General features: G+C 71.5%; 15 protein-coding genes and 1 pseudogene. 9 read left to right on the forward strand and 7 right to left on the reverse strand.

The genetic code is table 11. The features are described 5' to 3' along the window. Together CCN33_RS00195 and CCN33_RS00200 are read right to left on the reverse strand one after the other, a co-directional pair. A pseudogene (locus CCN33_RS00195) lies at window positions 1–187 on the reverse strand (serine/threonine protein phosphatase); the annotation flags it as partial. Between the two features lie 300 nt (window positions 188–487). Next, window positions 488–1,600, reverse strand: a complete 1,113-nt coding sequence (locus CCN33_RS00200) for a LacI family DNA-binding transcriptional regulator (RefSeq protein ID WP_086689865.1) — start codon at window positions 1,598–1,600, stop codon at window positions 488–490. A gap of 420 nt (window positions 1,601–2,020) precedes the next feature. Between CCN33_RS00200 and hisC the strand changes: the two genes are divergently transcribed. The 4 genes from hisC (at window position 2,021) to cydD (ending at window position 9,454) form a co-directional block, all read left to right on the forward strand. Beyond that, a complete protein-coding gene (gene hisC / locus CCN33_RS00205) occupies window positions 2,021–3,106 on the forward strand; it encodes a histidinol-phosphate transaminase (protein ID WP_086689867.1) in 1,086 nt (361 codons plus the stop codon). Window positions 3,107–3,314: 208 nt separating this feature from the next. Next, window positions 3,315–4,823: a cytochrome ubiquinol oxidase subunit I gene (locus tag CCN33_RS00210; RefSeq protein ID WP_086689869.1), complete on the forward strand. Its 1,509-nt coding sequence runs from the start codon at window positions 3,315–3,317 to the stop codon at window positions 4,821–4,823. A gap of 15 nt (window positions 4,824–4,838) precedes the next feature. Further along, entirely contained in the window at window positions 4,839–5,843 is a 1,005-nt protein-coding gene (gene cydB / locus CCN33_RS00215) for a cytochrome d ubiquinol oxidase subunit II (RefSeq protein ID WP_086689871.1), read from the forward strand. Window positions 5,844–5,902: 59 nt separating this feature from the next. Further along, a complete protein-coding gene (cydD, locus tag CCN33_RS00220) occupies window positions 5,903–9,454 on the forward strand; it encodes a thiol reductant ABC exporter subunit CydD (protein WP_086689873.1) in 3,552 nt (1,183 codons plus the stop codon). Between the two features lie 13 nt (window positions 9,455–9,467). Here the strand turns inward: cydD and CCN33_RS00225 are convergent, their stop codons facing one another. After that, a complete protein-coding gene (locus CCN33_RS00225) occupies window positions 9,468–10,391 on the reverse strand; it encodes a Cof-type HAD-IIB family hydrolase (RefSeq protein ID WP_190045263.1) in 924 nt (307 codons plus the stop codon). 107 nt (window positions 10,392–10,498) lie between these two features. Here CCN33_RS00225 and CCN33_RS00230 point away from each other — a divergent pair, with 107 nt between their 5' ends. After that, window positions 10,499–11,401 carry an LLM class flavin-dependent oxidoreductase gene (locus tag CCN33_RS00230; protein ID WP_086689875.1) on the forward strand — a complete coding sequence of 301 codons (903 nt, stop codon included), beginning with the start codon at window positions 10,499–10,501 and terminating at the stop codon, window positions 11,399–11,401. A 14-nt stretch (window positions 11,402–11,415) separates the two neighbouring features. Here CCN33_RS00230 and CCN33_RS00235 read toward each other — a convergent pair whose 3' ends face one another. Further along, window positions 11,416–11,964 carry an RNA 2'-phosphotransferase gene (locus CCN33_RS00235; RefSeq protein WP_086689877.1) on the reverse strand — a complete coding sequence of 183 codons (549 nt, stop codon included), beginning with the start codon at window positions 11,962–11,964 and terminating at the stop codon, window positions 11,416–11,418. Between the two features lie 275 nt (window positions 11,965–12,239). Next, window positions 12,240–13,994, reverse strand: coding sequence for an SDR family oxidoreductase (locus tag CCN33_RS00240; RefSeq protein WP_208621618.1), 1,755 nt, complete (start codon window positions 13,992–13,994; stop codon window positions 12,240–12,242). A 196-nt stretch (window positions 13,995–14,190) separates the two neighbouring features. Between CCN33_RS00240 and CCN33_RS00245 the strand changes: the two genes are divergently transcribed. From CCN33_RS00245 to CCN33_RS00260, 4 genes are read left to right on the forward strand one after another with little or no spacing between them, the layout of a single operon-like run. Beyond that, the gene (locus CCN33_RS00245; protein WP_086689879.1) at window positions 14,191–15,153 is read left to right on the forward strand and encodes an ABC transporter ATP-binding protein; all 963 of its coding nucleotides are present in this window, start codon (window positions 14,191–14,193) and stop codon (window positions 15,151–15,153) included. Beyond that, window positions 15,143–16,060, forward strand: coding sequence for an ABC transporter permease (locus tag CCN33_RS00250; RefSeq protein WP_086689881.1), 918 nt, complete (start codon window positions 15,143–15,145; stop codon window positions 16,058–16,060). The genes CCN33_RS00245 and CCN33_RS00250 overlap by 11 nt, the downstream gene beginning before the upstream one ends. Then, window positions 16,057–16,968: an ABC transporter ATP-binding protein gene (locus tag CCN33_RS00255; RefSeq protein ID WP_086689883.1), complete on the forward strand. Its 912-nt coding sequence runs from the start codon at window positions 16,057–16,059 to the stop codon at window positions 16,966–16,968. Before CCN33_RS00250 ends, CCN33_RS00255 begins: the two co-directional genes overlap by 4 nt. Window positions 16,969–16,978: 10 nt before the next feature. Beyond that, window positions 16,979–17,698, forward strand: coding sequence for an ABC transporter permease subunit (locus tag CCN33_RS00260; protein ID WP_086689885.1), 720 nt, complete (start codon window positions 16,979–16,981; stop codon window positions 17,696–17,698). 309 nt (window positions 17,699–18,007) lie between these two features. Here CCN33_RS00260 and CCN33_RS00265 read toward each other — a convergent pair whose 3' ends face one another. Next, the gene (locus tag CCN33_RS00265) at window positions 18,008–18,811 is read right to left on the reverse strand and encodes an HAD family hydrolase (RefSeq protein WP_086689886.1); all 804 of its coding nucleotides are present in this window, start codon (window positions 18,809–18,811) and stop codon (window positions 18,008–18,010) included. After that, on the reverse strand, window positions 18,808–19,995 hold a 1,188-nt coding region (gene serS, locus CCN33_RS00270; protein WP_086689888.1), incomplete at its 5' end, for a serine--tRNA ligase. The genes serS and CCN33_RS00265, both read right to left, overlap by 4 nt.

The following is a 19,995-nucleotide window of genomic DNA, read 5'->3' on the forward strand; positions in this document are numbered from 1 at the left end:
GGATGACCGGCAGGTCGCGCTCGGTGGGGGTGTACCCGTCGGGGTGCTCCTCCTCGTGCGGAGGGACGACGTCACCGGGGTGCACGTCGGCGTACGGACCGGTCTCATGGACGTACGCGGGCACCCGGAAGTCGCGCAACGTCGCCGTCCGCTCCGTCTCGGGTCCCAGACCGGCCCCCTGAGTCATCAGACCCCTCCACCATCGCGCCGAAGCTGCACCGCTTCGGACTGCCTGGTCGCAGCGGCCCGCGGTGTCGTGCGCCCATCATAGGAATGCGCGTCGCGCCATGTGATGACCCAGGGGTGGTGAATCACGGTGAGGTCCCTGATCGCTGGGGCTTTCGTCCCGATTGGGCAGGAGTCCGGCCGGTTCCCCGCCCGGGGTCGGGTGGCCGCCGGGCGGTCGTCCGCCCTGGTTCGACGAGGCGCGGCGTATCCCGCCACGCCTCGCGGACCTCTCCGGACCCCCCCTCGGGCCGGTTCTCCGTCAGCCCCGCTCCGGCGCCCGCGGCGGGCTCACCGTGGTGCGCGGCGGCCGGCGCTGGGAGGAGGTGCGCACGATCAGCTCCGTCGGTATCACCTGCTCGACCGGCTGGTCCGACTCGACCCCCTCGATGGCGTCGATGAGGAGCTGCACGACCGCCGTGCCGATGCGGCGCGGCTTGAGCGAGAGCGTGGTGATGGGCGGCTCGGTGGTGGCGTACACGGTGGACTCGCTGCAGCACACCAGCAGCAGGTCGTCCGGGACGCGCAGGCCGTAGCGGCGGGCGGCGGCGAGCAGGTCGGTGCCGTTGGGGTCGAAGAGGCCGTAGACGGCGTCCGGGCGGTCGGGGCGGGCGAGCAGCCGGTCGGCGGCGACGGCGCCCGCGCACGGGTCGTGCGCGGGGTACGCCTCGTAGACCGGGTCCTGGCCGACCCGCTCGCACCAGCGCAGATAGGCGGTGGTGGACAGGTGCGTGTACGTGTCCGTGGTGGTGCCGGTGAGCAGGCCGATGCGTCGGGCACCGGCGGCGGCGAGGTGGTCGAGGATGCCGAGGACGGCCGCCTCGTGGTCGTTGTCCACCCAGGCGGTGACCGGGAGGGAGCCGGCCGGGCGGCCGTCGGAGACGACCGGCAGACCCTGCCGGACCAGTTCGCTGACGACCGGGTCCTGGTCGGAGGGGTCGATGACGACCGTGCCGTCCAGGGCTACGTTGGACCACACGTCGTGCCGGGAGGTCGCGGGCAGGATGACCAGGGCATAGCCGCGGGCGAGCGCGGCGGAGGTGGCGGCCCGCGCCATCTCGGCGAAGTACGCGAACTCGGTGAAGGTGAAAGGTTCATCCCCGTACGTGGTCACGGTCAGACCGATCAGGCCGGACTTGCCGGTACGGAGGGTGCGGGCGGCGGCCGAGGGCCGGTAGCCCAGTCGGTCGGCGACCTCGCGGACATGGCGGCGGGTGGCATCCGGGAGCCGCCCCTTGCCGTTGAGGGCGTCGGAGACGGTTGTGATGGAGACCCCGGCGGCGGCGGCCACGTCTCTGATGCCGGCCCGTCCGGGCCGGCTGCCCCGCCGGGAGGTTTCCGCGCGGCTCACCTGGTGCTTCCCTGCTGCTGTCATGGCGAGCCGATAGTAGGGCTCTTCCGGTGGGGTAGGGCGGACGCATATGCATGCGTTGACAGGCACGTTTCTGCATGGTCGTCAGACCCCAACCACCTTGGAAAGTAAGTCAGTTGGCCGGTCCAATGGCAGGACGTGTCTTGTCGACGCGCGTGGGCCTGCCATGGGCTCCATGTCTCGAAGAGGTCTCAACTCACCTTCACGGGGGATGCGCGCCACGGCGCGAGCTACCGGCGCATGGACAAATGCGCGGTGCGCCCCCTAAAGCGCAGCCGGTCGACCGGCGCGGCCGCGGAGATGCCCCCGGCGCCGCGGAAGCGGGGACGCACCGGTACGCAAGCGCGCCGAATCCTCATAAGGTGAGGAGCATTGGATGCCGGCGGCGTCGACGGTCCGCCGGTGGTCGCGAGGAGGACTGCGGTGAGCGAGACGAGCCCCAAGCTGCGCGCCGAGCTGGAGGGTATCCCCACCTACAAGCCGGGCAAGCCCGCCTCGGCCGAGGGTCCGGTCGCCTTCAAGCTGTCCTCCAACGAGAACCCCTATCCCCCGCTGCCGGGTGTGATGGAGCGGGTGGCGGCGGCCGTGACCGAGTTCAACCGCTACCCCGACATGGCGTGCGGGGGTCTGATGGCCGAGCTGGCCGAGCGTTTCGGCGTCCCGGTCTCCCACCTGGCCACGGGCACCGGCTCGGTCGGCGTGGCCCAGCAGCTCGTGCAGGCGACCAGTGGGCCGGGCGACGAGGTCATCTACGCCTGGCGCTCCTTCGAGGCGTACCCGATCATCACGCGGATCAGCGGGGCCACGCCCGTGCAGGTGCCGCTCACGGCCGGCGATGTGCACGACCTGGACGCGATGGCGGACGCGATCACCGAGCGGACCCGGCTGATCTTCGTCTGCAACCCCAACAACCCGACCGGCACCGTGGTGCGGCGGGCCGAGCTGGAGCGGTTCCTCGACCGGGTGCCCAAGGACGTGCTGGTGGTGCTGGACGAGGCGTACCGGGAGTTCATCCGGGACCCCGAGGTGCCTGACGGTGTCGAGCTCTACCGGGAGCGGCCGAACGTCTGCGTGCTGCGCACCTTCTCCAAGGCGTACGGGCTGGCCGGGCTGCGGGTCGGTTTCGCCATCGCGCACGAGCCGGTGGCGGCGGCGCTGCGCAAGACGGCGGTGCCGTTCGGCGTCAGCCATGTCGCGCAGGAGGCGGCGATCGCCTCGCTGCAGGCCGAGGACGAGCTGCTCGGCCGGGTCGGCTCGCTGGTGTGTGAGCGCGCCCGGGTGGTCGACGCGCTGCGCGCGCAGGGCTGGACCGTGCCCGAGACGCAGGCCAACTTCGTTTGGCTGCGGCTGGGGGAGCGGACCATGGACTTCGCGGCGGCGTGCGAGGACCACGGGGTGGTCGTGCGGCCGTTCGCCGGTGAGGGTGTGCGGGTGACGGTCGGGGAGAACGAGGCGAACGACCTGTTCCTGAAGGCGGCGGAGGCGTTCCGCCGCGAGGTGGCGGACTGACGCCGGTCCACAGTCCATGAGGTGAGGGGCCCTGCCGGGAGGCGGGGCCTCTCGTCGTAGGGGCCCCCTTGTGGATGCCGAATACGTGTGCGCCATAATGGCTTGTGAATGTGAACGCTTTCACAAGCTCCGACCGGATTGCTCCATATGTGAGGGGCATAAGCGGCAAAGGCCGCACCGGAACGGCGAAGTAAGGAGGGGTGACGACGTGGAACTGGCGTTGGCGCCGGAGACCCTGGCGCGCTGGCAGTTCGGCATCACCACCGTCTATCACTTTCTGTTCGTCCCGCTGACGATCTCCCTGGCCGCCCTCACGGCCGGGCTGCAGACGGCCTGGGTGCGCACGGAGAAGGAGGTCTACCTCAGGGCCACCAAGTTCTGGGGCAAGCTCTTCCTGATCAACATCGCGATGGGCGTGGTCACCGGCATCGTGCAGGAGTTCCAGTTCGGCATGAACTGGTCGGAGTACTCGCGCTTCGTCGGGGACATCTTCGGCGCCCCGCTGGCCTTCGAGGCGCTGATCGCCTTCTTCTTCGAGTCGACCTTCATCGGGCTGTGGATCTTCGGCTGGGACAAGCTGCCGAAGAAGCTCCACCTGGCCTGCATATGGATGGTCTCGATCGGCACGATCCTCTCGGCGTACTTCATCCTCGCGGCCAACTCCTGGATGCAGCACCCCGTCGGCTTCCGGATCAACAAGGAGCGGGGGCGCGCCGAACTGACCGACTTCTGGGCCGTGCTCACCCAGAACACCGCGCTCGCCCAGGCGTTCCACACCCTCTCCGCGGCCTTCCTGACCGGCGGCGCCTTCATGGTGGGCCTGGCCGCCTACCACCTGGCCCGGCGCCGGCACATCAAGGTGATGCGGACCTCGCTGCGCCTCGGCCTGGTCACCGTGGTCATCGCCGGACTGCTCACCGCCATCAGCGGCGACACCCTCGGCAAGGTGATGTTCAGGCAGCAGCCGATGAAGATGGCCGCCGCCGAGGCCCTGTGGGACGGTCAGAAGCCCGCCCCCTTCTCCGTGTTCGCCTACGGCGACGTGGACAAGGGCCACAACACCGTCGCCGTCGAGGTGCCGGGCCTGCTGTCCTTCCTCGCCAACGACGACTTCACCTCGTACGTCCCCGGCATCAACGACGTCAACAAGGCCGAACAGCAGAAGTTCGGGCCCGGTGACTACCGGCCCAACATCCCGGTCGCCTACTGGGGCTTCCGCTGGATGATCGGGTTCGGCATGGCCTCCTTCACCCTCGGGGCGCTCGGGCTCTGGCTGACCCGGAAGAAGTTCCTGCTCCCCGGGCATCTGCGGACCGGTGACGACGAGGTGCCGCATCTGGTGCTCTTCGGGGGGCGGACGCTGGGCCCGAAGCTCACCCACTGGTTCTGGCGCGTGGCCACCTGGACGATGGCCTTCCCCCTGATCGCCAACTCCTGGGGCTGGATCTTCACCGAGATGGGCCGCCAGCCCTGGGTGGTCTACGGCCTGTTCCAGACCCGCCAGGCGGTCTCCCCCGGTGTCTCCCAGACCGAGGTCGCCATATCCATGGCCGTCTTCACCGCGCTGTACGCGATCCTCGCGGTCATCGAGGTCCGGCTGCTGGCCAAGTACGCCAAGGCCGGCCCCCCGGAGCTGACCGAGGCCGACCTCAACCCGCCCACGAAGATCGGCGGCGACCACCAGGACGCCGACCGGCCGATGGCCTTCTCGTACTAGCGCTGGGGAACAGCCATGGAACTGCATGACGTCTGGTTCGTACTCATAGCCGTGCTGTGGACCGGCTACTTCTTCCTGGAGGGGTTCGACTTCGGGGTCGGTGTGCTGACCCGGCTGCTCGCCCGGAACCGGCCCGAGCGGCGGGTGCTGATCAACACCATCGGCCCGGTCTGGGACGGCAACGAGGTGTGGCTGCTCTCCGCGGCCGGTGCGACCTTCGCCGCCTTCCCGGAGTGGTACGCCACCCTGTTCTCCGGCTTCTATCTGCCGCTGCTGCTCATCCTGGTCTGCCTGATCGTGCGCGGTGTGGGCTTCGAGTACCGGGCCAAGCGCCCCGAGGAGAAGTGGCAGCGCAACTGGGAGTGGGCGATCTTCTGGTCCTCGCTGATCCCCGCGTTCCTCTGGGGCGTGGCCTTCGGGAACATCGTGCGAGGCGTGCAGATCGACCAGCACTTCGAGTACGTCGGCGGGCTGGCCGATCTGTTCAACTCCTACGCCCTGCTCGGCGGTGCGGTGACGCTCACCCTGTTCACCTTCCACGGCACGGTGTTCACGGCGCTCAAGACCGTCGGCGACATCCGCACGCGGGCCCGGACCCTGGCCCTGCGCCTCGGCCCGGTGACCGTCGTCCTGGCGCTCGGCTTCCTGGTCTGGACGCAGCTCCACAGCGGGGACGGTGCGAGCCTGGTCGCCCTCGTCGTGGCGGCCGTCGCCCTGGTCGGCGCACTGGGCGCCATATGGCGGGTGCGGGAGGGATGGGCGTTCGCGCTGTCCGGGGTGACCATCGCGGCCACCGTGGCGATGCTCTTCCTGTCGCTCTTCCCGAACGTGATGCCCTCCACCCTCGACGCGGACTGGAGCCTGACGGTCACCAACGCCTCGTCGAGCCCGTACACCCTGAAGATCATGACCTGGTGCGCCGTCATCGCCGCTCCGTTGGTCATGCTCTACCAGGCGTGGACCTACTGGGTCTTCCGCAAGCGCATCGGTACCCAGCACATCGCCGAAGCCGCACACTGACCGCCTCAAGGGTATGTTTCACGTGAAACACACTCTCGGGACTGAAGGACACGTTTCACGTGAAACCGATCGATCCCCGTCTGCTGCGCTACGCCCGTGCCACGCGTTTCTTCCTCGTGGCGGTCGTCCTCCTGGGCGGACTCGGCGCCGGCCTGGTCATCGCCCAGGCCATGCTGATCGCCGAAGTCGTGGTCGGTGCCTTCCAGCACGGAAAGTCGGCAAGTGACCTGGTCACGCCGCTGGCCCTGCTGGTCGGTGTGGCCGGTGGGCGGGCGTTGGTCTCCTGGCTCACGGAGCTGGCGGCGCACAAGGCCAGCGCTGCCGTGAAGTCCGAGCTGCGGGAGCGGCTGGTCGAGCGGGCCGCGGTGCTGGGTCCCGGCTGGCTGAGCGGGCAGCGCACCGGCTCGCTGGTCACCCTGGCCACGCGCGGGGTCGACGCCCTGGACGACTACTTCTCGCGGTACCTCCCGCAGATGGGGCTCGCCCTGGTCGTACCGGTGGCGGTGCTGGCGCGGATCGTCACCGAGGACTGGGTCTCGGCGGCGATCATCGTCGCCACCCTTCCCCTGATCCCGGTCTTCATGATGCTGATCGGCTGGGCCACCCAGTCCCGGATGGACCGCCAGTGGTCGCTGCTGTCCCGGCTGTCCGGACACTTCCTGGACGTGGTCGCGGGGCTGCCCACGCTGAAGGTGTTCGGCCGGGCCAAGGCGCAGGCCGAGTCCATCCGCAAGATCACCGGTGAGTACCGCCGCGCCACCATGCGGACCCTGCGGATCGCCTTCCTCTCCTCCTTCGCCCTGGAGCTGCTGGCCACCCTCTCCGTCGCGCTGGTCGCCGTCACCATCGGCATGCGGCTGGTGCACGGCGGGATGGACCTGTACATCGGCCTGGTCATCCTGATCCTGGCTCCGGAGGCGTACCTCCCGCTGCGCCAGGTGGGCGCGCAGTACCACGCGGCGGCAGAGGGGCTGGCGGCCGCCGAGGAGATCTTCGCCGTGCTGGAGACGCCGGTCCCGGCCACCGGCACCGCGCCCGTCCCGGCCGGCTCCCTGGCCTTCGACTCCGTGACCGTCCGCTATCCCGGCCGCTCGGCGGACGCCGTCACCGACGTGTCGTTCTCCGTGGAACCCGGCGAAACCGTAGCCCTGATCGGGCCGAGCGGCGCGGGCAAGTCCACCCTGCTCGGCGTGCTGCTCGGCTTCGTCCGGCCCACCGAGGGCCAGGTCCGCGTCGGCGGCGCCGACCTCGCCGACCTCGACCTGGAAGAGTGGCGCTCCAGGATCGCCTGGGTGCCCCAGCGGCCGCACCTGTACGCCGGGACCATCGCGGAGAACGTACGCCTGGCCCGCCCCGACGCGGACGACACCGCCGTACGCCGGGCGCTGGCGGACGCCGGTGCGCTGGAGTTCGTGGACGCGCTCCCCGCGGGCGCCGACACGGTGCTCGGGGAGGACGGGGCCGGGCTCTCCGCAGGCCAGCGGCAGCGGCTCGCCCTGGCCCGCGCCTTCCTCGCCGACCGGCCGGTGCTGCTGCTGGACGAGCCCACCGCCGCGCTGGACGGCGCGACCGAGGCCGACGTCGTCGCGGCGGTACGACGGCTCTCCGTCGGCCGCACGGTGCTGCTCGTCGTGCACCGGCCCGCCCTGCTGGAGGTCGCCGACCGGGTCGTGCGGCTGGAGCTGTCCGAGCCGGCCGCCGCGCCCGAGCCGGTCATGGCCGAGGTGCTCGCCCCCGAACTCGCCGCCGCCGCGCTGGACGCGCACGTGCCCGAGCCCGCCGGCGGTGAAGCCTTCCTCCCCGAGCCGGACGACACCGACGACGACCGGGACGAACCGGCGCCCGAGAAGGCGACGGCCCGTGAGCGGGGCATCCTGGCCCGCGTCCGTTCCGTGGCCGCCGCCCGGCGCGGCCGGCTGCTCTTCGCGCTGCTGCTCGGCAGCCTGGCCCTCGGCTGTGCCGTCGGTCTGATGGCGACCTCCGGCTGGCTGATCTCCCGCGCCTCACAGCAGCCGCCGGTGCTCTATCTGCTGGTCGCGGTGACGGCCACCCGGTTCTTCGGCATCGGCCGCGCGGTCTTCCGGTACGCCGAGCGACTGGTGTCGCACGACGCCGTGCTGCGCATGCTGGCCGACACCCGTGTCGCCGTCTACAAGCGGCTCGAGCGGCTGGCCCCGGCCGGACTGCGCGGCACCCGGCGCGGCGATCTGCTCAGCCGGCTCGTCGCCGACGTGGACGCCTTCCAGGACTACTGGCTGCGCTGGCTGCTGCCCACCGGTGTGGCGGTGGTCGTCTCCGCCGCCTCGGTCGGCTTCACCGCCTGGCTGCTCCCCGAGGCGGGAGCCGCGCTCGCCGTCGGCCTGCTGCTCGCCGGAGTCGGCGTCCCGCTGATCACCGCGGCGGTCGCCCGGCGCACCGAACGGCGGCTGGCGCCCGCCCGGGGCGTGCTGGCCACCCGCGTCACCGACCTGCTCACCGGCACCGCCGAGCTGACCGTCGCCGGGGCGCTGCCCTCGCGTACTGCGGCCACCCGGCAGGCCGACGGCACCCTCACCCGGATCGCGTCCCGCGCCGCCGGGGCCACCGCGCTCGGCGACGGCCTGACCGCGCTGATCTCGGGCCTGACCGTCGCCGTCGCCGCGCTGCTCGGCGCGCAGGCGGCGGCCGGCGGCCGTATCCACGGCGTGCTGGTGGCCGTGGTCGTCCTCACCCCGCTGGCCGCCTTCGAGGCGGTGCTCGGCCTCCCGCTGGCCGTCCGCTACCGCCAGCGGGTCGCCCGCAGCGCCGAGCGGGTCTACGAGGTCCTGGACGCCCCGGTGCCGGTGCACGAGCCCGAGCACCCGCGCGAGGCCCCCGCCTCGCCGTTCCCCCTCGTGCTGAGGAACCTGACCGCCCGCTACGAGGACCAGCACCGGGACGCGCTCCACGGGCTCGACCTCACCCTGGACCGGGGTCGCCGGATCGCGGTGGTCGGCCCCTCGGGCTCCGGCAAGACCACCCTGGCCCAGGTGCTGCTCCGCTTCCTGGACCCCGGCTCCGGCACGTACACGCTGGCCGGCGTGGAGGCGGCCGGGATGGACGGCGACGAGGTACGGCGGCTGGTCGGGCTGTGCGCCCAGGACGCGCACCTCTTCGACAGCACCGTTCGGGAGAACCTGCTGCTCGCCCGCAAGGACGCGACCGAGACCGAGTTGCGGGACGTGCTGTCGCGGGCCCGGCTGCTGGACTGGGTGGAGGGGCTCCCCGAGGGCCTGGACACGCACGTCGGCGAGCACGGCGCCCGGCTCTCCGGCGGCCAGCGGCAGCGGCTGGCGCTGGCCCGCGCGCTGCTCGCGGACTTCCCGGTGCTGGTGCTGGACGAGCCCGCCGAGCACCTGGACCTGCCCACCGCGGACGCCCTCACCGACGACCTGCTGGCCGCGACCGAGGGCCGCACCACGCTGCTGATCACACACCGGCTCGCCGGTCTCTCCGCCGTCGACGAGGTGCTCGTCCTGGACGCGGGCCGCGTGGTGCAGCGCGGCCCCTACGCCGAACTGCTCGCCGTGGACGGCCCGCTGGCCGCGATGGCCCGCCGCGAGACGGAGGCGGAGGCCCTCGTCGTGCTCTGACCGGCGGGGCCGGTCAGACCCGCCCGGCGAGGAGGTCCTCGATCACGCGGGCCACACCGTCCTCGTTGTTGGCGTGGGTGCGGCCGGTGGCGGCGGCCAGGGTGTCGGGGTGGGCGTTGCCCATGGCGTAGGAGCGACCCGCCCAGGTCAGCATCTCGATGTCGTTCGGCATGTCGCCGAAGGCGACGACCTCCTCCTGCGAGATGCCGCGCTCGGCACAGCACAGGGCCAGGGTGCTGGCCTTGGAGACGCCGGGTCCGCTCAGTTCCAGCAGCGCGCTGGGGCTGGACCGGGTGACGTTGGCGTGGCCGCCGATGGCGATCCGGGCGAGGGTGAGGAAGGCGTCCGGGTCGAGGTCGGGGTGGTGGGCCAGGATCTTCAGCACCGGCTGGCTTGCCGCGACACCGTCCGGCGCGAGGAGTTCCTCGGCGGGCCGCAGGGTGTCCGGGATCTCCAGGTGCAGCTTGGGATAGGCGGGCTCCTGGTGGAAGCCGTAGGTCTGCTCGACCGCGAACAGGGTGCCGGGGGCCGCCTCGCGCAGCAGCTGGACGGACTTCAGGGCGTTCTCCCTGGCCAGCTCGCGCACCTTCACGAAGCGGTGGGCGCCCGGGCCGCCGTGCAGGTCGACCACGGCGGCGCCGTTGCCGCAGATCGCCAGGCCATGACCGTGCACATGCTCGCTGACGACGTCCATCCAGCGGGCCGGGCGGCCGGTGACGAAGAAGACCTCGATACCCGCCTTCTCGGCCGCGGCCAGCGCGGCGACGGTCCGCGGGGAGACGGTCTGGTCGTCGCGCAGCAGGGTGCCGTCGAGGTCCGTGGCGATCAGCCGCGGCGGGAGGGAGCCCCCTCCTCGTCCGGACGGGGCCGACGGCTGTGCGGGGGCCGGGGTCCCCGGCTGTCTGGTCGCTGAGGTCACCCGAGCATTCTCGCGCATATGCGCGCACGATCGTGCGGCACGGGTCACCGATGAGAGCAGGTACGCGTCAGATGCGTACGGGATCGGGTCCCGGCCGGCCATCCGGGCGTCGTAGGCTCGTCGGCATGGCCCTTCGTCTCAGTACCGTGATCCTCCCCGTCGACCGCTGGAGCGAAGGGGGTCGGGCGAAATGGCAGCGGGCCGAGGAGCTCGGGTTCCATGCCGGATACACCTACGACCATCTGTCGTGGCGCTCCTTCCGGGACGGGCCGTGGTTCGGGGCGCTGCCGACGCTGACGGCCGCCGCGGGGGCGACCGAGCGGCTGCGGCTGGGGACGCTGGTGACCTCGCCGAACTTCCGGCACCCGGTGACCCTGGCCAAGGAGCTGATCTCCCTGGACGACATCTCCGGCGGCCGGGTCACCCTGGGCATCGGGGCGGGCGGCTCCGGGTTCGACGCCACGGCGCTCGGGCAGGAGGCGTGGTCGCCGCGTGAGCGGGCCGATCGGTTCGCGGAGTTCGTGACGCTGCTGGACCGGCTGCTGACCGAGGACGCGGTGTCGTACCCGGGCGACCACTACTCGGCGGTCGAGGCCCGCAACATCCCGGGCTGCGTGCAGGAGCCCCGGCTGCCGTTCGCGGTGGCGGCGACGGGCCCGCGCGGGCTGAAGCTGGCGGCGCGGTACGGGCAGGCGTGGGTGACCACCGGCGACCCGAAGCTGTTCGAGGCCGGTACGCCCGAGCAGTCGGTGCTGGCGGTGGAGCGGCAGATCGGCCGGCTCACCGAGGCGTGCGCGGAGATCGGCCGGGACGTGACCGGCCTGGACAAGATCATGCTGACCGGGTTCACCCCGGACCGCGCCCGTCCGCTGGACTCCGTCGACGCGTTCGTGGACTTCGCCGGCCGCTACGCGGCGCTGGGCATCACCGAGCTGGTCGTCCACTGGCCCATCGCCGACTCGGACTTCGCGGCCGACCAGGCCGTCTTCGAGAAGATCGCCACCGAGGCCGTCGCCCAGCTCGGCTGAGCGGCCGGCGGATCTCAGCGCGGCTCGGAGAACCGCAGGTAGCGCGGGGGGACGGCGTCGGTCAGCCAGACGCCGTTCGCGCTGACGTGGAAGACGTGGCCGTCGCGGTGCATGGCGCCCGCGTCCACGGCGAGGATCACGGGACGGCCGCGGCGGGCGCCCACCCGGGTCGCGGTCTCACGGTCGGCCGAGAGATGGACGGCGTGCCGGTTCATGGGGCGCAGTCCCTCGGCGCGGATCGCGTCCAAGCTGCCGGCGACGGTGCCGTGGTAGAGGTACGGCGGCGGGGTCGCCGGGGGCAGGCCGAGCGCCACCTCGACGGTGTGGCCCTGGCTGGCGCGGATTCTGCCGCCCTCGACGGCGAAGCGCCGCTTGTCGTTGACGGCCACGACATGGTCCAGCTCGGCGCGGCTGATGGGGAAGCCGTGGGCGGCCGCGGCGGCGAGCAGCGTGTCGATCTCCACCCAGCCGGCCGGGTCCAGGGTGAGTCCGATGCGCTCGGGCTGGTGCCGCAGGTGCTTCGAGAGGTACTTCGACACCTTCACGGTGCGTCTGTCGTCCATCGCCTCTGACATACCCATTTCCCTCATATGACGCTTTTCGCATCTCCCTCTTTTAGGGCTGCCCCGCGTTTTCCACCATGCTCCGCCCCTCCCCAGCCTTCCGGAGAGACGCGGATCACGCACATGATTTCTGCAGGCAGGTTTGGTCCACAGCCAATGCGCGTTATCCACAGCCTTTTTGACGATTCTGTGGACAACCGGCGCCCGTTTCAGGCAAGTTGATCAACTTGAGGGCGCTTCACGAGAGATGGAGCCCCCGTGGCCGGCCCCCCGACTCACAACTTCGGCTCCACCCGCGCCACTTTGCGCAGCGCCCCCGGCACGAACCGCGACAGCAGATACGCCCCGCGCGCCTCCGGAGTCACCGGCACCACCGCCCGGTTCTCCGCCACCGCGTCCAGAATCACCCTGGCGACCTTCTCCGGTGGGTAGTTGCGCTTCCCGTACAGCCGGGACGACCGCTCCTGACGCCGCCGAGCCTCGGTCTCGTCCACCCCTGTGAAGCGCGTCGTCGAGGTGATGTTGGTGTTGACGATGCCGGGGCAGATGGCCGTGACTCCGATGTCCTTGGCGGCCAGTTCGGCGCGCAGGCACTCCGACAGCATCAGCACCGCCGCCTTGGACGTGCTGTACGCCGGAAGCGCCCGCGAGGGCTGGAAGGCAGCCGCGGAAGCGATGTTGACGATGTGGCCGCCCTGCCCCCGCTCCGCCATCCGGGCCCCGAAGAGACGGCAACCGTGGATCACTCCCCACAAGTTGACGTCCAGCACCTTGCGCCAGTCGTCCGGAGTCGTGGTGAAGAAGGAGCCGGAGACACCGATGCCTGCGTTGTTGACCAGCACGTCCACCACGCCGTACTCGCGGTGCACCCGCTCGGCCAGCTTCTCCATGGCCTGCTCGTCCGAGACGTCCACCGTCTCCGCCCAGGCCCCCGACGCGCCTGCGGCCAGGGCCAGTTCCGCGGTACGGGCAGCCGTCCCGGCATCCCGGTCGACCACCACCACCCGCGCCCCCGCCTCCGCGAGAGCCAGCGCCGTCGCGCGCCCGATGCCGCTTCCCGCACCCGTGACCAGCGCCAACTGGCCTCCGAAACGGTCGGCATGACGACCGCTGCCGCCCCGCGACGGCTCGCCCCGCTCGACGGAGGTCACGAACTCCTCGATCCAGCGGACCAGTTGGTCGGGCCGGGTGCGCGGCACCCAGTGCTTGGCCGGGAGCGTGCGCCGGGTCAGCCTCGGCACCCACCGCTCCAGGTCGTCGTAGACCCGCTCCGAGAGGAACGCGTCGCCCTGCGGGGTGATGAGCTGCACCGGCACGTGCGCGACGGCGTCCGGGCGAGGGTGGCGCAGCCGGGGGCGCACATTGTCCCGGTACAGCCAGGCCCCGTGGGCCGCGTCCGAGGGCAGCGTCGCCGTCGGATAGTCGCCGGCCGGGACCTTCTCGGCCCGCTCCAGCAGCTTGGGCCACCGCTTGCCCAGCGGCCCGCGCCAGGCCAGCTCCGGCAGCACCGGTGTGTGCAGCAGGTACACGTACCAGGACTTGGCGCCCTGGCCGAGGAGCTGGCCCACCCGGCGCGGGGTCGGGCGTTTCAGGCGGGCGTCGATCCAGTGGCCGAAGTGGTCCAGCGACGGGCCCGACATGGAGGTGAAGGAGGCGATGCGGCCCCGTGTCCGCTCGACCGTCACGAACTCCCAGGACTGCACCGAGCCCCAGTCGTGCCCGACCAGGTGCACCGGCCGGTCCGGGCTCACCGCGTCGGCCACCGCGAGGAAGTCGTCCGTCAGCTTGGCCAGGGTGAAGCCGCCGCGCAGCGGTTTCGGCGCGGTGGAACGGCCGTGGCCGCGCACGTCGTAGAGCACCACGTGGAAGTCGGCCGCCAGGCGGGCGGCCACCTCGGACCAGACCTCCTTGCTGTCCGGGTAGCCGTGCACCAGCACCACGGTGGGGCGCCCCGGATCGCCCAGTTCGGCCACGCACAGCTCGATACCGCCGGTGCGCACCCGTCGCTCACGCGCGTCCTTCAGCGTCACTTGTCCTCCGCCCGCATCCGCCCGACTACGTCCAGCGAATGTGGCAGTTGTTAGAGGTGGCGTCAATAGGGGAGATCGGCACCCTCCCCCAGGGCCCGTCACCCCTAGGGTCCCGTACTACCCGAGACGGACCCCAAGACGGCTCTGAGGTCTGACGACCCGCGTGCCCCACGTCACTACCGTCGGGGACGTGACTGTGATCGTGACCGAGAGCCTGAGCAAGCGGTTCCCCCGGGTGACCGCGCTCGACCGGCTGTCCGTGGACATCGGACCCGGTGTGACGGGACTCGTCGGTGCCAACGGCGCCGGCAAGTCCACCCTGATCAAGATCCTGCTGGGTCTGTCCCCCGCCACCGAGGGCCGTGCCGCCGTGCTCGGCCTCGACGTGGCGACCGAAGGCGCCGCCATCCGCGAGCGCGTCGGCTACATGCCGGAGCACGACTGCCTGCCGCCCGACGTCTCGGCCACCGAGTTCGTCGTGCACATGGCCCGCATGTCCGGTCTGCCGCCCACCGCCGCCCGCGAGCGCACCGCCGACACCCTGCGCCACGTCGGGCTGTACGAGGAGCGCTACCGCCCCATCGGCGGCTACTCGACCGGCATGAAACAGCGGGTCAAACTCGCCCAGGCGCTGGTGCACGACCCCCGGCTGGTCTTCCTGGACGAGCCGACCAACGGCCTCGACCCGGTCGGCCGTGACGAGATGCTCGGCCTGATCCGCCGCATCCACACCGACTTCGGCATCTCGGTCCTGGTCACCTCGCACCTGCTGGGCGAGCTGGAGCGCACCTGCGACCACGTCGTGGTCGTCGACGGCGGCAAGCTGCTGCGGTCCAGTTCCACCACCGACTTCACCCAGAGCACCACCACGCTGGCCGTCGAGGTCACCGACAGCGACACCCATCCCGACGGCACCCGAGCCCTGCGCGAGGCGCTGCACGCGCGCGGGATCGACACCCACGACGACGGCGGCGGTCTGCCCGGCGCCGGCCACATCCTGCTGCTCACCGCACAGGGCGAGGAGACGTACGACCTAGTGCGCGACACGGTCGCCGGGCTCGGTCTCGGCCTGGTCCGGATGGAACAGCGGCGCCACCACATCTCCGAGGTGTTCACCCGCGACGAGCAGCGGAAGGAGGCAGTCGGCCATGGCGGTTGACCAGCCCGTCCCCACGGCACCGGCGCCCTCGGGCGACCAGTCCCGCATCCACGACATCGGCTACCGCGGCTACGACGGCCCCCGCCTCGGCCGCGCCTACGCCCGCCGCTCGCTGTACTCGCAGTCCCTGCGCGGCGCCTACGGACTCGGCCGCTCGGCCAAGTCCAAGGTGCTGCCGATGCTGCTGTTCGCGGTGATGTGCGTGCCGGCCGCCATCATGGTCGCCGTCGCGGTGACCACCAAGGCGCACGACCTGCCGGTCCCCTACAGCCGGTACGCGATCATCATGCAGGCCGTGATCAGCCTGTTCGTCGCCTCCCAGGCACCGCAGTCCGTCTCCCGCGACCTGCGCTTCAAGACGGTCCCGCTGTACTTCTCGCGGCCCATCGAGACCGCCGACTACGTGCTCGCCAAGTTCGCGGCGCTCGCCTCGGCCCTGTTCATCCTCACCGGCGGTCCGTTGATCGTGCTCTTCGTGGGCTCGCTGCTGGCCAAGATGGGCCTGGCCCACCAGAGCGAGAAGTTCGGCCAGGGACTGGTCACGGTGGCCCTGCTCTCCCTGCTGTTCGCCGGGATCGGCCTGGTCATCGCCGCCGTCACCCCGCGCCGCGGCTTCGGCATCGCCGCCGTCATCGCCGTCATGACCATCTCCTACGGCGCCGTCTCCACCCTCCAGGCCATCGCGGACTCCCGCGACAACAGCGGCTCGGTGCCGTGGATCGGGCTGTTCTCCCCGGTCACCCTGATCGACGGCCTCCAGTCGGCGCTGCTCGGCGGCACGTCGTCGTTCCCCGGCGGGGTCGGTCCGTCCACCGGCGAGGGCTTCGTCTACCTGATCGTCGTGCTCGGCCTGATCGCCGCGAGCTACGGCCTCCTGCTGCGCCGCTACAAGAAGGTGGGCCTGTGACAACGCTCCAGATCGACCACGTCTCCCGCTGGTTCGGCAACGTGGTCGCCGTCAACGACATCACCATGACCATCGGCCCCGGCGTCACCGGACTCCTCGGCCCCAACGGCGCGGGCAAGTCCACCCTCATCAACATGATGGGCGGCTTCCTCGCCCCCTCCACCGGCACCGTCACCCTCGACGGGCAGCCGGTGTGGCGCAACGAGGCGGTGTACCGGCACATCGGCATCGTCCCCGAGCGCGAGGCGATGTACGACTTCCTCACCGGCCGCGAGTTCGTCGTCGCCAACGCCGAGCTGCACGGTCTCGGAGCCAAGGCCGCCCAGCGCGCCCTGGCCACGGTGGAGATGGAGTACGCCCAGGACCGGAAGATCTCCACCTACTCCAAGGGCATGCGCCAGCGCGTGAAGATGGCGTCCGCGCTCGTCCACGACCCCTCGCTGCTGCTGCTCGACGAGCCCTTCAACGGCATGGACCCGCGCCAGCGGCTGCAGCTGATGGAGCTGCTGCGCGCCATGGGCGACGAGGGCCGCACCGTGCTGTTCTCCTCACACATCCTGGAGGAGGTCGAGCAGCTCGCCCGGCACATCGAGGTCGTCGTCGCCGGACGGCACGCCGCCAGTGGCGACTTCCGCAGGATCCGCCGCCTGATGACCGACCGCCCGCACCGCTATCTGGTCCGCTCCAGCGACGACCGCGCCCTCGCGGCCGCCCTGATCGCCGACCCGTCCACCGCGGGTATCGAGGTCGACGCCGTCGAGGGCGGGCTGGTCGTCCAGGCCGTCGACTTCGGCCGCTTCACCACGCTGCTGCCCAAGGTCGCCAGTGACCAGGGCATCCGGCTCCTCACGGTCTCTCCCTCGGACGAGTCCCTGGAGTCCGTCTTCTCGTATCTCGTCGCGGCGTAGGAGGCCGAAGATGTACGACCCCACAGTCGCCCGGCTCACCTACCGGGCCCTGCTCGGCCGCCGCCGTGCGCTCGTCCTCGGCGCCCTGCCCCTGCTGCTCGTCGTGATCTCGGTGGCGGTACGCCTGCTGACCGGGGCCGACGACCAGGTCGCCGCCGACGTGCTCGGCGGGTTCGCGCTCGCCACCATGGTGCCCATCATCGGCGTCATCGCGGGCACCGGCGCGATCGGGCCGGAGATCGACGACGGCTCCGTGGTCTATCTGCTGTCCAAGCCGCTGAAGCGGCCCACGATCATCTTCACCAAGCTGATCGTCGCCGTCGCGGTGACCATGGTGTTCTCCGCGCTGCCCACTCTGATCGCGGGCCTGATCCTCAACGGCAACGGCCAGCAGGTGGCCGTCGCCTACACGGTCGCCGCGCTCGTCGCGTCCATCGCCTACTCGGCGCTGTTCCTGCTGCTCGGCACGGTCTCGCGGCACGCGGTGGTCTTCGGCCTGGTCTATGCCCTGGTCTGGGAGGCGCTGTTCGGCTCGCTGGTCTCCGGCGCCCGCACCCTGAGCGTCCAGCAGTGGTCGCTCGCGGTCGCGCACAAGGTGGTCGGCAGCAACCTGATCACCTCCGACGTCGGCCTGCCCGCGGCCACCGCCCTGCTGATCGTGGTCACCGTGGCCGCCACGTGGTACGCGGGGCAGCGGCTGCGCGCGCTGACCCTGGCGGGCGAGGAGTAGCGACCGCCGGCGCCGGGGTTAATTCGCTGGCGCCGGGCTTCCGGGCGGGGGCACAGTGGGGGAGCCGACGCCGGGTTCAGGGAGCCCGGCGGGCCCCCGTACCGGGAGCGGAGCCGGACGGCGTCATGTCCGGCTTCCGTCAGGACGGTCCCAGGGCGGGCTCCGGTGCGGTTACTCCACCGTCGAGCCCGCTCCCGCACAGGGACCGTCCGGGGCGGCCGCTTCGAGCACGCGATGTCGCTCTCGCGTGGGCCGCCCACCCGGAGAATTCGCCGAGAGGCGGGGCAGGGCCACGCCGTGCCCCGCCTCTCAGCCGAGCAGTCGCTCCAGCACCACCGCGATGCCGTCCTCCTCGTTGGAGGCGGTCACCTCGTCGGCCACGGCCTTGAGTTCGGGGTGGGCGTTGGCCATGGCCACGGTGTGCGCGGCCCAGGCGAACATCGGCACGTCGTTCGGCATGTCGCCGAACGCGATCGTGTCGGCCGCCCTCAGCTTCAGCCGCCGGGCGGCCAGCGACAGGCCCGTCGCCTTGGACAGCCCCAGCGGGAGCAGCTCCACGATGCCCTCGCCCGCCATGACGACGGTGACGAAGCCGCCCGCCGCGCGCGAGGCCGCGTCCGCCAGCTCGTCCGTGGACAGCGTCGGATGCTGGATGTAGATCTTGTTCAGCGGGGCTTCCCACAGGTCGGCCGCGTCCGTGAACGCCTTGGCCGGCAGCCGGCCGGTGACCGCGTAGCCGGGGCCCACCATGACCTCGCCGTCCAGCCCGTCCCGGCTGGCCGCCAGGTACAGCGGGCCCACCTCGGCCTCGATCTTGGCCAGGGCGACGCCCGCCAGCTGCCGGTCCAGCGTCACCGAGGTCAGCAGCCGGTGCTGTCCGGCGTCGTAGACCTGGGCGCCCTGGCCGCAGACGGCGAGGCCCCGGTAGCCGAGGTCGTCCAGTATGTGCCGGGTCCAGGGCACCGCCCGGCCGGTGACCACGATGTGCGCGGCGCCCGCGGCCGTGGCGGCGGCGAGCGCCTCACGGGTGCGCGGCGAGATCGTCTCGTCGCCGCGCAGCAGCGTGCCGTCCAGATCGGTGGCGACCAGCCCGTACGGGAAGGGGTTGCTCACTTGGCGACCGGCTCCAGGACTTCCCGTCCGCCCAGGTAGGGGCGCAGGACCTCGGGGACACGGACCGAGCCGTCGGGCTGCTGGTGGTTCTCCAGGATCGCCACGATGGTGCGCGGTACGGCGCACAGCGTGCCGTTGAGCGTGGCCAGCGGGCGGACCTGCTTGCCGTCGCGCATCCGGATCTGCAGCCGGCGGGACTGGTACTCCGTGCAGTCGGAGGTGGACGTCAGCTCGCGGTACTTGCCCTGGGTCGGAATCCACGCCTCGCAGTCGAACTTGCGGGCCGCGGAGGAGCCCAGGTCACCGGTGGCCACGTCGATCACGCGGAACGGCAGCTCCAGCGAGGTCAGCCACTGCTTCTCCCATTCCAGCAGGCGCTGGTGCTCGGCCTCGGAGTCCTCCGGGGCGACGTAGGAGAACATCTCCACCTTGTCGAACTGGTGGACCCGGAAGATGCCGCGGGTGTCCTTGCCGTGCGAACCGGCCTCACGGCGGAAGCAGGGGGAGAACCCGGCGTAGCGCAGCGGCAGCCGGTCCGCGTCGATGATCTCGTCCATGTGGTACGCGGCGAGCGCCACCTCGGAGGTGCCGACCAGGTAGAGGTCGTCCTTGTCCAGGTGGTACACGTCCTGCGCGGCCTGGCCGAGGAAGCCGGTGCCCGCCATGGACTGGGGGCGGACCAGCGCCGGGGTCAGCATCGGGGTGAAGCCGGCCGCGGTGGCCTGCGCGATGGCCGCGTTGACCAGGGCCAGCTCCAGCAGGGCGCCGACGCCGGTGAGGAAGTAGAAGCGGGAGCCGGAGACCTTGGCGCCGCGCTCGGTGTCGATCGCGCCGAGGATGTGGCCGAGCTCGAGGTGGTCCTTGGGCGCGAAGCCTTCCGCGTCGAAGTCGCGGATCTCGCCGTGCGTCTCCAGGGTGACGAAGTCCTCCTCGCCACCGACCGGGACGGCGGGGTGGACGAGGTTGCCGAGTCCGAGCAGCAGGCGCTGGGTCTCCGCGTCGGCCTCGTCACGTTCGGCCTCGGCCGCCTTGACGTCGGCCTTGAGCTGCTCGGCACGGCTGAGCAGCTCGGCCCGCTCCTCGGGGGTGGCCTTGGGGATCAGCTTGCCGAGCTGCTTCTGCTCGGCGCGCAGCTCGTCGAAGCGGACACCCGATGACCTGCGCCGCTCGTCGGCAGACAGGAG

It is taken from the genome of Streptomyces recifensis (assembly GCF_002154615.1).
In the GTDB taxonomy this organism is placed as follows: domain Bacteria; phylum Actinomycetota; class Actinomycetes; order Streptomycetales; family Streptomycetaceae; genus Streptomyces; species Streptomyces griseoluteus.